The organism is Sporosarcina sp. BP05, assembly GCF_014282005.1.
Lineage (GTDB): Bacteria > Bacillota > Bacilli > Bacillales_A > Planococcaceae > Sporosarcina.
Genome location: NZ_JACFTD010000005.1, coordinates 194,130 through 208,903, shown reverse-complemented (window position 1 = coordinate 208,903; position 14,774 = coordinate 194,130). Strand labels below are relative to the sequence as shown.

Genomic DNA, 14,774 nt, shown 5'->3' with positions numbered 1-14,774 from the left:
TTGTAGACAGTAAAAAGCGCGCCTGCATAAGGAGTACTTCTGCAGACGCACTTTTTTAGATTTTCGGAAAAATCTTTCTTGCAGCTATAAATAGCCAAGTACATACGATGAAAGGGAACGTTAGCGCAGGAAGCCCTAGTGGATTAAGAAGGAACTCTAATCCTGCAGTAACCGGAACTGTCAATGTAGCAGCTAGTATCCCAGTCAGCGGCGTTTTTTCGGGTTTATTATCAAATACGAGACTTACGGCTATAATTGTCAAAACGGCGTTGTAATTATACAATCCTAAATTCAAAGATTGTGCATCGACACCCATAAAATAAGCAGCCAACCAGGATACAAAAGTACCAACAATTGCATAAACCCCGAATCGCCATCCCGCTAAGAAAAGTCCGACAAGAATTAGTGACCCTGTCAAAAGAGAGTCAATGATGAAGACTTCGCCGATTCCTTTTATCAATCCAACTAATAAAGTCGGTGTCCCCTCCGTTTGCAAATTCCAGCGTGCGGGGGAGCTTATAACGAAACCTGGATCCATATGAAGCACATCGGTTCGATAAGTAACGAGTAGCCCAATCCACGTAATAAAAACGAATGGCACCGTTAGTATAGGGATTCCCCATTTAACAATCTTTTTCGTAAGTACAACCATTACTAATGCGGCAATAGCGGCGGCAATCAAGGCAATCAGCCAGCGATTACCCCCAGTTAAAAAAAGAATAACGGCCATTCCACTTAGAACAGAATTGAAGCTATAAATTCCGGCACGAATCAATGAACGATCCCCACCGCAATACTGCGCGGTAATCGTTCCGACTAAAGAAGAAAGAAAAGCCATTAGGCCAAGAAATGGAGAATAAAGTGTAATGCCAGTTAGGATGAGAAATCCTGAAAAAGCATTATCAACTAGAATAACTTGTGAAAATCCCTTTAATGACGACGGAATAAGTAATTTAAACTTATTAAGAAGAGTGGGGTTAGTGTTAATTTTCTGCATTTGGACATCTCCTGTGTATTATTTGCGTTTGTGAGATCAAAACTAATTGTCCAGAGAACGCGAAAATAAGCGAAATAAAGTACCCTATTGATACTATTTAAGTATAGTACCATAAAAAAGGCTTTACTTATACAAAATAAAGTGTAAAATATTATTTTGTAAATAAAAGTTCATTTAGGAGTGACTAATGAAATTATCAGAGAAAAAAGTTCTAATTGCCATAGGGATATTGTTTATAATTGTCGCGGCTATGTTGAACCTTGGGAACATAGAGGTTGCTGAACACCTTGTGAATGAATCTAGTATAGAAATCGTTTCATCATCGTATGATGTCAATGATGGAAAACTGACTTTGGAAATCGGAAAATCGACTAACGAATTACTATTCTTATCGAATAACGACATTCGATAAGAATAGTAATTCGTATAGATAGAAGATATTATATTCAACAAAGGAATTAAAGATTGAATACAAAATTCCTGGAAATAGTGGCATCATGTTTTAAGACAAAAGTTGAACGTATTCAAGAGCTTTTAGGTGCAATATCCATGTTTTCATTATAAGATTGAAAAACCTATGACTGATTGTCTCCGAATATGGAGCAATCAGTTTTTGATTGTCCGAATATAGGGCTTGAAATGCGATCCCTTAAAATTAGGATAATTTTCAACTCTTATTAGTAATTGAACCAATTGATTGTTTGTATACATTTTTCCTGAATATAGTGTCATACTTAAGGATAGACCAAATTTACGGAAGGAAGGCATGCTTAATGGGACATAAATCAACCATAAATGCGGCAATGCGATGTGGGCTTGAAATTACGGCTAACGCACGCAAAGAACTCATGAAATGGTCCAAGGATGAGCACGCCTTTTTTTCGATGCAGGTTGCCTTCGATGTACATATTGAAAAACGTCCAACTAATAAACAAGGAAATATGTCATTTTCGCTTTTCTTCGATAATGGCTCGAATGAAGTCTTAGCTAAACGTTTAAACGACAGAGTAGCCGTAATGGAATGTGTTTATCAAAATGATGGTTTTCTAGCAACTGGGTTTCACGTAAGGGGACGCAGGGAGCCCGTACAGACGAATAGACGTCTTCCTGTACGGTTAAAGTTTCTTGTAGGCCGTAGCACTGGCGTTGCGATGCCTATAGGATTGTACACAAGCATCCGGGAATTGCCGGTTGCACAAGAACGCTCTGAGTATGTGAAGAAGAGAATTGCCAGCTGGGAAGGTTATTTACGTATACAAGAAAGCAATGCGGATGTCGCAGATTTGACTGCGGCTTTTTCAATGGCCAGTTTTAATGAAGATTTCAGTAAACTAAGTATTGTTTGCAGTGGATTAAAAGGAAATGAATGGAATGCTATAAAGGGTTTTAGTGTCAAGATGAAAGGGCTCCAAAATGATATTGGTAGTGTTGTAAATACGAATAGGTCTAAGAACATTGTTGAAATTGAACTGAGTCGGAATTATAAAGAGATGGCAAGGCGGAATGAATGGCAGCCTAAATCTTTTAAGGAAGTCGTGTTCAGTAACTTTGCCGAACTTAGCCAAGTAAAAAGACTAAGGAAAGGTTTTAAGGATCTTCAAGACGGCCTTGCAGCAAATGCGAACTTAGAGAAGGTTCTTTTTGAGGAGCGGCCCGTTGTACGCATTTCGAAAAAACAGCAAGAACTTGTATTTCATAACGAGTTAAATGAGTTCCAACAAGAAGCTGTAACTGGAGCAATGACATCAAATGATCTGTATGTGATTCAGGGGCCACCAGGGACTGGAAAGACGACGGTTATCTCAGAGATATGTCACCAAAATGTCAAGGCAGGGTTGCGTACACTTGTCGCCTCACAAGCAAATCTAGCAGTGGACAATGCACTCGGCAGATTGTTAGCACATCAAGATATTCGGATTTTACGTTATGGTCGAACAGAAAGCATTGAAGAAGAAGGAAAAAAGTTTATTGAAGAGAATGTTGCATTGAACTGGAAAAATGTAACGTTAGATGCCGTGAATACTCAACTTCAGGAAAATTCAGTAAAAGAAGCGCAACTTCATGACGATTTAGCTAGTTGTAAAATACGATTGGAAAAACTTCAACTTGAATTGCTGTCACTAGATGAAAAAGTAAAGCAAAAAGAAGAGGCAGAAGCGCAACATCTTGTCCTTGCTAGTGAAATAATGAAGCTCAGTAAAAAGGCAGTAATTTATAAAAAAGAGCGTGAGGAATTAGTAGAAAAGGAGGCTGCTTTAAATCTATTAGCCGATGCATTAATCGTTGAAATCAATCGACTTGAGCAAATTATACAAGTACAAAACTTAAGTCCAGAGACAATTGATGAAATGGAGAAAATAGGACCTCAATTAGAGAAAATGCGTCATTACATAAGCTTTCGTCAAACCATACAAATGATTGACGAGACAGAAAATGCTATCGCAATTATTGGTAAAGAACTTGAATTAAAAAGTAATAAAATCGATACTATTTATGTGTTTGTGAAACAGCTAGATTCAATAACTAAAATTGATTTATTAAAAAACCGGTTAGAGTTTTTTGGAATTGTGCCGACATTCAATATGAATTGGAAAATGACCGAACTAAATAAGGTAATTGATTCAATTAAATCCGACACATCTAGCGACGAATACAGTGATTGGCAAGAACTACAAAACCGACTTTTAGCTGCTATTGAGATGATAGAACATTTGTTGAAAGAGCATGGATTTCTTCCAAATGCAGTTAAAAGAACTGTGAATCAAAAGTATAGTTCAGTAAAAGATATTCATGGGCTTATTGATCGTGTTGGAAAGTTTTTAATTAATCCTTCGACTAAAAGTAGTCTTGAAACGAGAAATTATTCGGCACAAAAATATGACAATCTTGATAAAATAGCCATTGCTTTGGAAATGTTACGTGAAAGAAAGAATTATGTGCAGACACAGCGTGGAAACTTGGAAAAACAAAATCAAATCAGGTTGGATGCCAAAAAAATGTTTGCTGATATTAAGACAGAAATAATCAATCACACACATCAATTCATAACAGAAATAGAACAGGAAAGAAGCGCAATGCAGCGCAATGCAGAGAGTCACCAAACAACCCTAAATGACCTCCGGCGAACAGCTGAAAAACTTCAAAAAGAGATAGAAACTGTCGATGAAACAGTATCACTCAGTGAAGTGAAAATGAAATTGCAGCAAAAAGAACAGATCTATGCCGATTATATAGATAAGAAGGCGACGCTTAATCAGTATACCTATGAGTGGGATACTAAAAACAGCGATGTAAACGTTAATGCCCAAAAATTGCAGAACATTAGAGCTACGCTTCAAGCAAAAAGTGAAGAACTTGATTTGGTAAATGAAGAGCGTCTTGAATGGGAGAGACTACTAGCGCCCCTGGTGGAATTATTGGACCAGAATCCCGAAGAACAGCGTCTCCAATTGCAAACTTCTATCACGGCTTTATCGGAAAGTATGAAGAAACTTAAAATCGACAAAGAGCGTTTACCTATCAGTCATTCACTCCAACAAGAGTGGAGGACACTGCTCATAGAAGCGAATGATTACGATCTTGACGAAATTCGGAAAATGTATGTGCAGCATGCGAATGTCATCGGGACAACTTGCGTCGCGTCTGCGAGACGAGATTTCATGGAGGAGTATCCGACATTCGATGTGGTCATTATTGATGAGGTTTCTAAAGCAACCCCTCCCGAATTGTTACTGCCAATGTTAAAAGGGAAAAAGATTATTTTAGTTGGGGATCATCATCAGTTACCGCCACTAATGGGGCAAGATACACTAGAAGAATTGCTTGAGGAAAGTGACAATAATGAAGAAAAGAATGAACTAGAAAAACTGTTGAAAGAATCATTATTTGAACGTCTTTTTAGAACATTGCCGAAGCAAAACAAAACGATGCTGGCCATCCAGTATCGTATGCATGAAAGTATTATGGAAACAATTACGCCTTTTTACAAAGAAGGAAATTACGGTCTTCAGTGTGGTTTAACGGACTCTGATTCTGTTCGTGACCACTTGATTGAATCCCGCTATGTGCAAAGAAATGATCATCTTCTTTGGTTTGATATGCCGAATGAACCGAAGTATTTCGAGGAGAAGGTTAAAGGGGGAACAAGTCGCTTTAATCAAGCTGAATTGACGATGATTAAAGACCTTTTGATTGATTTAGATAAGGCAACTGAAAAGGCGAAGAATGCTGGAAGAATGAAGCAGGAAGACAAAAAAAGTGTTGGTATAATAAGCTTTTATGGTGAACAGGTAAAAAGGGTAGACCGGTTGATCCAGCAAGAATTACTGCCACAACATTTGCATTGCAGAACGGGATCAGTGGACAAGTTTCAAGGCATGGAAATGGACGTCATTATTTTAAGTTTCGTTCGGAATCACCAGGATAAGGGTGGTGACATCGGATTCGCGAAGGACTACAGGCGTCTAAATGTTGCTTTGTCACGTGCACGTGAGTTGCTCATAATCGTGGGGAGTTCGGGTATGTTCACGATGAGGACAAAACATCCAAGTTCAAGGGAAATGTACGGACGTCTTTTAGAAAGCGTCAAATTGAAAAATGGATTTAGGAATCTTGAAGGAACTGTTAAAGTATGAGTGATAGGGGGGATTCCTGTGTATGAATGACTTAAAGGGACGGTTAACAAAAGAACTTCAACAGGATTTTAATGTAAAAATAAAGGGCTCTCTGTCATGGAGTTTACCTGTTAATTCTGTCGAGATTGTCTACCAAACCGTTATGCGAACGAAAGTGGATATTCTTATGAAAATGATGTTGATTGCTTTTGGAAAAGCCGATATTGCAACTGCTGAAGAGTTGAGTGACATTCTTCTCGTCGAACAGCTCTTTATCAATGAATTAATCGATAAAATGACTCGAACAGGTGTAATCGAAAAAAGAGAAGGGTTTTACTCTTTGACAGACGTTGGGGTCCGGCAGTTTAAAACAGGTATTTTTGTCCATGAACCAGAAATTGGCTCTAGACAAGCGCTTTACAGTCCATGCCATCAAGCTTTTCTGAATGGAGAAATAAAGAATATGGCGTATGAAGAGAATGAACTTTATCGATTTAAAAGTGAAATTGATGATTGGTCTATAGAAACGCTTGAGGATTCGGTTCTACTAGATGCGCTTATAACGATGGGCGTAGAATCAGGTGAAGGAAACGTTCAGATTGTTGTGTCCGAAATTGTATCGGCTTCAGACATAGAAGTCGATTTGATTCCTTGCATCGAATTTCATCTGTATAACGAGGCAGAGGATTTACTCTATGCAAGGGTGTGGAATACGCTGTCAGAACACTGGGATGAAATGCTAGAAGCACAATTGAATGAAAAAGAACGGAAAAAGTGGCGAGAGATGTATTTGTCATGACCATTTAAGATGCTTTTAGAAATATTGGAGTTAAGAATCCAATTAAATTTGCTACGGTACCTTCGCGTAGTCAATTATATTCATGCATTTCTGCATATAAAAAGAAATCGAAGTTAAAACGGGAGACTCCTTTACATGAGGAGTCTCCCGTTTTTAATTGAGTAAACTATTTGCAGAAGTGTTAGATACGTACTCTGAAATTGTTCATATGTAAGTGGATAGAATTAAAAACTTGGGCTACAGTTATTTTGCAAACAGATCAAAAACTATTTGCGAAAAAAGTTATGTAGGGATGAAGAAAATTAATAATAGAACTGTCCAGTGGCCGAAAAATGGTAGGTTCTTTTTTCTTTGAACGTGAATGATTAGCACAACTACTTACTTGAATTTAGAATAATCTCCGTAATATAGTCCATCGTGATTTCCGAAGCCTTTTCGACATCATGAGTCGTCCGGTTATTTAAAAAGTTAGTGAGCATACCTTGCCAAATTAGAATCGTCATCTCGTTGACCTTATCAATGTTAGCATCATCGATGAAACCCTCATTTGCAGCAATTTCCAAAATGGACCGCCCTCTTTTTGACACACTCCGTTCAAATAAAATGACTTTTAGTTCTTCTGGAAAATTAATCAGATCACTTGGGTAAATCTCGTAGTAATCTGCCAAGAGCTTTTCAGGATGATTACCTAAATCCTTGATAAATACGGCATGAAAGATTTGCGGCTGTTGAAAAGAGTGCTTACAAAAGCATTCCCAAGAGAGTATGTATTTTTCCAATGGATTTTTACCTTTTTCAATAGCGCTACCCACATCATCCGTATACGTTTTCAAGAACTTCATGGAAGCGAAAAATATCAAATGTGAAATCTCCGTAAAATAATTGTAAATCGTTGCACTGTTATAGCCCGCCCGATCGGCTACTTTTCGGATGGTGACATTTTCAATCCCTTCTTCTTCAATTATTTCCGCTGTCGCATCAACAAAGTATTTCCACATCCGGCTTCTTTGAATCTTCTTATTCCCCATCTAATAACACCCCTATAATCTATATACTAGCAAATTTTTGACAAGAGTATGCCTATTATACATTATCTACTAAAAAAAAGGCTGTTATTTAGATTGTTCTATGTTTTTGGATGTGTTAATATAATCAATATAAATAAATAATCATGATTATTTATATGAGTCTGGTTTAAAACTACTCATGGATATAAGTCTATGTTTATCCCGCATGAACAAACAGTTTTATCCACATATCATTAATTGGGGGTGGCAAAGAGATTATGTAGAAATGTGACGACCCTTAAATGCTAGATAGGTTCAACTAACGATCGACGAGGGGGTGGAAACCCGCACTGATTGAAGTTATCTGTAAACAAAGAGGTATGATTTGAGGGATGAGAGAAAGACTAGCAAATGATTACCATTTTAAATACCATTATTTTAAACTGAAAGCGTTACCAATATGAAGAAATAGCTACAAATCAGGGGTTTTGAACAATTCGAATTTTAAAAAGGGGATTGGAAGTATGGGGAAAGTTAGAATTGATCCATTTGTATTCTGGACATCAATCGTCGTTATAGTTGCGGCAACTGTGTTATTAGTGTTAAACAAAGGAACAGCGGAACCGTATTTGAATAAGTTAATGACTTCCATTACCTATCAAATGGACTGGGCATTTCAGTTTTTAACAATCGGATTATTTATATTACTCATTTGGTTAGCATTTAGCCGTTTTGGGAAAATCAAGTTGGGTGAAGGAAAGCCCGAATTCTCCACATTTAGCTGGGGGACAATGTTATTCACTGCAGGCATGGGGACAAGTATTATGTATTGGTCAATGTTGGAACCGATTTATTATTTCATGGGACCACCTTTCGGAATCGAGCCCGAGAGTAATGAAGCGGCAGAGTGGGCATTGACGTATGGCTTATTCCATTGGGGAACATCAGCATGGGCACTTTATGCTTTCCCGACAGTTGTCATTGCTTACTCGTACTTTGTAAAGAAACGTCCTTCGTTAAAAATGAGCACTGCACTTAGTGGGGTTCTCGGCAAATATTCAGATGGCAAGATTGCAAAATTAATTGATGTGTTGGTAATTTGGAGTTTGGTCGGAGGTCTTGGTACATCACTTGGACTGGGTGTTCCAATGGTTTCGGCAGTTGTCGCTAGCATTTTTGGGCTAGATAAATCATTGATGCTCGATACAATTATAGTGATCAGTATTACAATCATCTACTCTGCAAGCGCTTATATGGGACTGCATAAAGGAATTAAACGATTGAGCGACATAAATGTCTTCCTTGCATTGGCTCTTGCGGTTTTCATCTTCATTGCGGGACCGACATTGTTCATCTTGACGTATTTTACCAACAGTTTCGGAATGATGATCCAAAACTTTGCGATAATGAGTTTTTATACAGATCCAATTAGCAAAGGTGGATTCCCACAAGCTTGGACAGTATTCTATTGGGCTTGGTTTGCTGCCACGGCTCCATTCATGGGCTTGTTTGTTGCACGGATTTCCAAAGGACGCACGATTCGCCAACTAATTACACATATGCTGGTATGGGGGTCAGTCGGTGGGTGGACTTACTTTATGGTCTTCGGTGGATACACAATGAATCTACAATTGAATGACCTTCTTCCGGTAAAAGATATTCTAACCAATAGCGGTGGTCCAGCGGCAGTTGTTGAAATCTTGAAGTCATTGCCACTCAGCTACATTGTGTTACCATTCTTTGTGGTGCTGGCGGTTATTTTCCTTTCTACCTCACTTGATTCTGCGACCTATATCCTTGCGGCAATTGCGACGAAGGAAATAAAAAATGGACAAGATCCTGCTAGATGGCATCGTATGGTATGGGGTGCAATCCTTGCAGTCCTTTCGGTAACCTTACTAAATATAGGAGGATTACGTGTCATTCAAACTTCTGCCGTCATTGTATCCGTACCGATATTTGTTATTTATTTATTGTTAATCGTTTCGTTTTTCAAATGGTTAAAGCAGGATTTCCCGAAACAATAAAACAGATTTAAATTAGTAATACTTCACTCGCACGCTAGGTTTTAAAATTATTACTTGGAGGTAATTACATGGTTTTCAATGTACGCGAATCGAACCGGTCAATTAAAACAAAATTTCCGAGAGAGGTTAAGGAAATCGAACATGTTTGGATTCCGTTGTCTGACGGGACACGTCTCTCGGCACGCATCTGGTTACCTGTAGACGCAGAACAACAGCCGGTACCTGCTATTTTAGAATACCTCCCTTATCGTAAAAATGATTTTACGGCGCTAAGGGATTCGATTCGTCACCCGTACTTTGCGGGTCACGGCTATGCGAGCATTCGTGTGGACATGCGTGGATGTGGCGATTCAGATGGGATTTTATATGACGAATATTTAAAGCAGGAGCAGGACGATGGACTTGAAGTACTGTCATGGATTGAGAAGCAGCCATGGTTTACAGGCGGAGTAGGTATGATTGGGAAATCGTGGGGCGGTTTTAACGGCCTGCAGATGGCGGCACGTCGTCATCCCGCGCTGAAAACAATCATTACACTTTGTTCGACAGATGATCGTTACGCTGATGATGTTCACTATAAAGGCGGTGCACTTCTTGCTTCGGACATGCTTTGGTGGGGTTCCACGATGCTTGCCTACAATGCGCGACCTGCGGATCCCGCAGTTGTAGGGGATGCATGGAGAAAAAGTTGGTTGGAACGTTTAGAGAAAACACCGCCATTCGTAGAAGAATGGATGAGACACCAGCGCCGCGATGAGTATTGGAAACATGGTTCCGTCTGTGAAAACTATGATGATATCGACATCCCTGTATATGCGGTAGGAGGATGGGCTGATGGCTATACCAATGCCATCCCTCGTTTACTTGAAGGATTGAAAGGTCCACGCAAAGGGTTGATCGGCCCATGGGCGCATGAATATCCTGAAGTCGCGGTTCCTGGTCCACAAATCGGCTTTTTACAAGAATGCGTACGTTGGTGGGATCATTGGCTAAAAGGCGTTGACACAGGCATCATGGAAGAACCGATGCTACGTGCATGGGTACAAGATAGCGTACCTCCTAAAACGGATTACGCGATTCGACCAGGTCATTGGGTTGCTGAAAATGAGTGGCCACCTAAGGCGCAAGAACAAAAAGCCTATTATTTGAACAAACAACAGCTTTCAGATAAACCGGTTGCGGAGCAAGCAATTACTGTTTCAAGTGTTCAGCATCATGGGCTCTATTCCGGTGTGTTCTGCCCATTCGGACAACCAGGAGATCTTCCTGCAGATCAGCGAATTGAAAATGGCCTATCCGTAGTCTTCACATCTGACCCGGTAAATGAGGCGATTGAAATTCTAGGTTCACCTGAGTTTACAGTCGAAGTAGCATCAGACCAGCCGAATGCATTACTCACCGTTCGCCTGAATGACGTTGCACCAGACGGTTCATCAACACGCGTGACGTGGGGAGTGTTGAACTTGACACACCGAAACAGCCATGAGCACCCTGAGCACCTAGTGCCGGGAAAAAAATATACGGTAACGTTACGTATGAATGCAATCGGACATAATTTACCTGCAGGACATTGTTGGCAATTAGCGGTATCGCCAACATACTGGCCACACGCTTGGCCATCTCCTGAGCCAGTGACATTGACCGTCTTTGCCAATGAAAAGACGTATCTCACGTTGCCAATTAGACAACCTAAAGCAATCGATCAGGAATTACAACCGTTCGAACACCCAGAAACCGCGGCTGTCATGGAGCGTGTGATTCTGCGTGAAGCAAACCGGACCAGAGAAATTCGCCATAATACAATTACAGACGTTTGGACGCTAGATGACTTTTCTGATGAAGGGGCAAGAATGCTTCCTAGTAACGGAATCGAATATGGCAGCACAAATCGCAACGTCTATTCCGTTACAGAAGAGGATCCACAGTCTGCCAAAGTTCAATGTGATTGGACACTGACTGTAGGACGGGGTGAATGGCAAACGAGCCTTAAGAGCACCAGCATCATGACAGCAGATGATAAGCAATTCTATGTCTCGAATGAGCTAATTGCATATGAAGGCGAAACTGAAGTATTTAATAAAACATGGAAAATAGCAGTTCCAAGGGATTTTGTTTAATCAATAGTTCTCCTTGTACAGACAGTCTTTCTTTTATGGGAGACCGTCTGGCACAAGGAGTTTTTAGTGGGCTAACGTTTAAAGTACTATTTTTACACGTATTTCTATGTTCCATTCTATAAGTATGAAACACACTTTTAGTAATCATGATAATTTATTCAAGTATGATAAATTAGGTTAATTTCAATCACGCATTTGTACGGGATTATTCATAGGAGACTGGTCCCGTTATAAACATGTATGGGTGAAAATTGGATTCGTTTTACCTATCAGGTACAGGGCATCTGAAAGCGAGTGAATAGTTACTTCTTTTAAAATGAATAAGGTAAAGACCTGAGGGGGATCTCATGACAGCTATACTATTTATCATCATCGCCATTAATATCGTTTATGTTTCTTTATTCACGTTACGCGTCATTCTTGTTATTAAAGGATACCGTACGGCGGCATCGATTCTTTCGATGGGCGAAGTGTTTGTTTACCTGATGGGTTTAACAATTGTCCTAGACAATTTAGACAACCCAATCAATATTGCAGCGTATTGTGTAGGCTGGGGAATGGGCGTCTTCCTCGGAAGTAAAATTGAAGAGCGCTTGGCACTCGGTTATATTGTCTTTGACGTGGTCGTTGATTCACTTGAAATCGAAATACCAATGAAAATCCGTGAACAAGGGTATGGGGTTACATCTTGGGTGGCAGATGGTAAAGACGGTAAACGACTCGTTATGAAAGTGTTAGCGAAACGAAATTACGAACAGAAATTAAGAAAACTGGTCCTTTCATTAGCGCCTAAAGCATTTATAATCTCCTATGAACCAAACAAGTTTAACGGCGGATTTTTGCTGAAAAACCTTAACTCAGGACGTAATTAATCTCCATAAAATGTTGAATGTGAATACCATTAAAAATAGTGCGAGGGGTATAAAGAATGGCTATATTAAAAGATTTATTTATTGGATTATCTCAAAATCAATTACTAAATACTGCAGCAAAAAAATATGGTTTGAAATTAGGGGCACAACATGTCGTCGCGGGGACGAATGTCGCAGAAACGATTGAAAGTATAAAAGAACTGAATGCGCAAGGGATTTCTTGTACGGTCGATAATTTAGGCGAATTCGTTTGTGAAAAAGAAGAAGCAATCGAAGCAAAAGGACAAATTCTTGATGTAATTGAAGCAATCCATACACATAAAGTGGATGCACATATCTCATTAAAACCTTCTCAACTTGGTCTGGATATTGACTATGATTTCTGTTTGGATAATTTAAAGGAAATTGTGAGTAAAGCGAGCGCTTATGATATTTTCATCAACTTTGACATGGAGGATCACAACCGTCTACAACCATCGTTTGATATATTAGAAACGCTATCTAAGGAGTATTCTAATATAGGAACAGTGATCCAAGCTTATTTCTTCCGAGCTGTAGAAGACATTAAAAAGTATGAAAACTTCCGCTTACGTATCGTGAAAGGTGCGTACAAAGAGTCAGAAGAATACGCGTATCAAGATAAGAAAGAAATTGATGAAAACTATATCAAGCTCATCGAATGGCATTTGTTAAACGGCAAATTCACATCAATTGCGACACATGACCATGTAGTCATTAACCATGTGAAAAAGTTTGTAAAAGTGAACAATATTTCAAATGAAAAGTTCGAATTCCAAATGTTATACGGGTTCAGAGTGGATATGCAGCTTCAACTGGCGAATGAAGGCTATAACTTCTGTACATATGTTCCTTTTGGTAGTGATTGGTATGGCTATTTTATGAGACGTCTTGCTGAAAGGCCGCAGAATTTAAATCTAGTTGTGAAACAGGTGTTTAATAAGAAAACGAATAAGGTCATTGGACTGTCGGCAGGGGCATTTTTGTTAGGTAGAATGACTAGAAAGAAATAGGTTTTTTATAGTACGAATAACAATTCTGGTTCAAATGAAGCTATAGCTATCACTTGAATCAGGATTTTTTGCGTAGATCATGCCAATGAAAACGCTTCGGCTACTACTAAGACACGCCTTAGCTGGGATAGCTCATTTAGAAAGCACATTGGATTATTTTGGATTAAACCTGCAACCTGAAACGCGTATTATAAGTGATCATATGTGGGTGGATAGAATCAAAAACTTGTGCTACAGTTAATTCGCAGACAAATTCAACTAGTTTAATTGCATAAAAAACAAGAAAAGTAGGGATGGAGCATATGAAAATACTAGCAATAGATATTGGTGGAACATCTATTAAGATGTGCATGGCTGATGAAAAAGGAAATGCTTCTGCATTTATAGAATTCGATTCTGAAGCTGAAAAGGGTGGACAATACTTAGTTGATAATATTATTAAGAAAGTTATAGAGACTTATATAGAATTTGATGTCATTGGTATTAGTACAGCAAGTCAAGTAAACAGTGAAGAAGGATCCATCATTTACGCGAATGAAAACTTTCCGGGTTATACAGGTATGAAAATAAAGGCTATTTTTGAAGCTGAATTCGGTGTTCCTGTGAAAGTTGAAAACGATGTGAATGCGGCTGCTTTAGGGGAAAAACATTTTGGAGCTGGTAAAGAAATTAACGATTTCTTATGCTTAACTTACGGAACAGGTATAGGCGGCGCAATTGTAATTGACTCTACTGTTTATAAAGGTCTTAATGGAGGTGCAGGCGAATTTGGTCACCTGATTTTGCATCCTGGAGGCGAGAAGTGTAATTGTGGCTGCGTAGGATGTTATGAGATGTATGGATCGACTACCGCCTTAGTTAAAAAATCATTGGAGATCGATAACAAATATATCAATGGGCGAATGATTTTTGAAGGCCTGGAACAAGGTGATGTATCACTTGAGAGGGTACTTAATGACTGGGTACTTGAAGTTGCATATGGCCTCGTGTCATTAACGCATATCTTTAATCCTCCTGCGATTATTATTGGCGGTGGGATAATGGAGCAAGATAGATTAATAGCAATGGTAACTAGCAAAGCAAAACAATTAATGTTGAAAAGTTTTTCTAATGTGGAAATATTGAAGGCCTCGCTTGGTAATAAAGCAGGATTATTAGGGGCCGCGTCATTGCATTTACCTAGCAAGACTCTTTGAAGTATACACTATACAGACTCTTGAAGACTGAAACTTTGAAAAAAAGCTCCTTTTGTTACTTCTATGACTGAGAGTAATCACATTAAGTGGTTGACTCTCTTTTTAGGAGTTGTAC

The 14,774-nt window shown here is 39.0% G+C and carries 10 protein-coding genes; 8 read left to right on the top strand and 2 right to left on the bottom strand.

The features are described 5' to 3' along the window. Positions 1-55: 55 nt before the first annotated feature. A complete protein-coding gene (locus tag H2672_RS08285) occupies positions 56-997 on the bottom strand; it encodes an urea transporter (RefSeq protein ID WP_186670839.1) in 942 nt (313 codons plus the stop codon). Between the two features lie 187 nt (positions 998-1,184). On the opposite strand from H2672_RS08285, the gene H2672_RS08280 reads away from it, so the two are divergent. From H2672_RS08280 to H2672_RS08270, 3 genes are all read left to right on the top strand, one after another. Continuing rightward, positions 1,185-1,409, top strand: a complete 225-nt coding sequence (locus tag H2672_RS08280; RefSeq protein WP_186670838.1) for a hypothetical protein — start codon at positions 1,185-1,187, stop codon at positions 1,407-1,409. Between the two features lie 361 nt (positions 1,410-1,770). Beyond that, positions 1,771-5,631, top strand: coding sequence for an AAA domain-containing protein (locus H2672_RS08275; RefSeq protein ID WP_186670837.1), 3,861 nt, complete (start codon positions 1,771-1,773; stop codon positions 5,629-5,631). Between the two features lie 22 nt (positions 5,632-5,653). Beyond that, on the top strand, positions 5,654-6,409 hold the full coding sequence (locus H2672_RS08270) for a hypothetical protein (protein WP_186670836.1): 756 nt from the start codon (positions 5,654-5,656) through the stop codon (positions 6,407-6,409). A gap of 374 nt (positions 6,410-6,783) precedes the next feature. Here H2672_RS08270 and H2672_RS08265 read toward each other — a convergent pair whose 3' ends face one another. Beyond that, positions 6,784-7,437 (bottom strand): TetR/AcrR family transcriptional regulator, encoded by a 654-nt coding sequence (locus tag H2672_RS08265; protein WP_186670835.1) that lies wholly within the window; start codon positions 7,435-7,437, stop codon positions 6,784-6,786. A gap of 503 nt (positions 7,438-7,940) precedes the next feature. On the opposite strand from H2672_RS08265, the gene H2672_RS08260 reads away from it, so the two are divergent. The 5 genes from H2672_RS08260 (at position 7,941) to H2672_RS08240 (ending at position 14,659) form a co-directional block, all read left to right on the top strand. Then, positions 7,941-9,443 (top strand): BCCT family transporter, encoded by a 1,503-nt coding sequence (locus H2672_RS08260; protein ID WP_186670834.1) that lies wholly within the window; start codon positions 7,941-7,943, stop codon positions 9,441-9,443. Positions 9,444-9,511: 68 nt separating this feature from the next. Continuing rightward, entirely contained in the window at positions 9,512-11,560 is a 2,049-nt protein-coding gene (locus H2672_RS08255) for a CocE/NonD family hydrolase (RefSeq protein ID WP_186670833.1), read from the top strand. 347 nt (positions 11,561-11,907) lie between these two features. After that, positions 11,908-12,432, top strand: a complete 525-nt coding sequence (locus H2672_RS08250; RefSeq protein WP_186670832.1) for a DUF2179 domain-containing protein — start codon at positions 11,908-11,910, stop codon at positions 12,430-12,432. Positions 12,433-12,488: 56 nt separating this feature from the next. Beyond that, entirely contained in the window at positions 12,489-13,463 is a 975-nt protein-coding gene (locus tag H2672_RS08245; protein WP_186670831.1) for a proline dehydrogenase family protein, read from the top strand. Positions 13,464-13,765: 302 nt separating this feature from the next. Then, positions 13,766-14,659 carry an ROK family protein gene (locus H2672_RS08240; RefSeq protein WP_186670830.1) on the top strand — a complete coding sequence of 298 codons (894 nt, stop codon included), beginning with the start codon at positions 13,766-13,768 and terminating at the stop codon, positions 14,657-14,659. Positions 14,660-14,774: the final 115 nt, after the last annotated feature.

Excerpts from the sequence above, each read along its gene's own strand:
- H2672_RS08285 (WP_186670839.1), bottom strand. The coding sequence starts at position 997 with ATGCAGAAAATTAACACTAACCCCACTCTTCTTAATAAGTTTAAATTA.
- H2672_RS08280 (WP_186670838.1), top strand. The coding sequence starts at position 1,185 with ATGAAATTATCAGAGAAAAAAGTTCTAATTGCCATAGGGATATTGTTT.
- H2672_RS08275 (WP_186670837.1), top strand. The coding sequence starts at position 1,771 with ATGGGACATAAATCAACCATAAATGCGGCAATGCGATGTGGGCTTGAA.
- H2672_RS08270 (WP_186670836.1), top strand. The coding sequence starts at position 5,654 with ATGAATGACTTAAAGGGACGGTTAACAAAAGAACTTCAACAGGATTTT.
- H2672_RS08265 (WP_186670835.1), bottom strand. The coding sequence starts at position 7,437 with ATGGGGAATAAGAAGATTCAAAGAAGCCGGATGTGGAAATACTTTGTT.
- H2672_RS08260 (WP_186670834.1), top strand. The coding sequence starts at position 7,941 with ATGGGGAAAGTTAGAATTGATCCATTTGTATTCTGGACATCAATCGTC.
- H2672_RS08255 (WP_186670833.1), top strand. The coding sequence starts at position 9,512 with ATGGTTTTCAATGTACGCGAATCGAACCGGTCAATTAAAACAAAATTT.
- H2672_RS08250 (WP_186670832.1), top strand. The coding sequence starts at position 11,908 with ATGACAGCTATACTATTTATCATCATCGCCATTAATATCGTTTATGTT.
- H2672_RS08245 (WP_186670831.1), top strand. The coding sequence starts at position 12,489 with ATGGCTATATTAAAAGATTTATTTATTGGATTATCTCAAAATCAATTA.
- H2672_RS08240 (WP_186670830.1), top strand. The coding sequence starts at position 13,766 with ATGAAAATACTAGCAATAGATATTGGTGGAACATCTATTAAGATGTGC.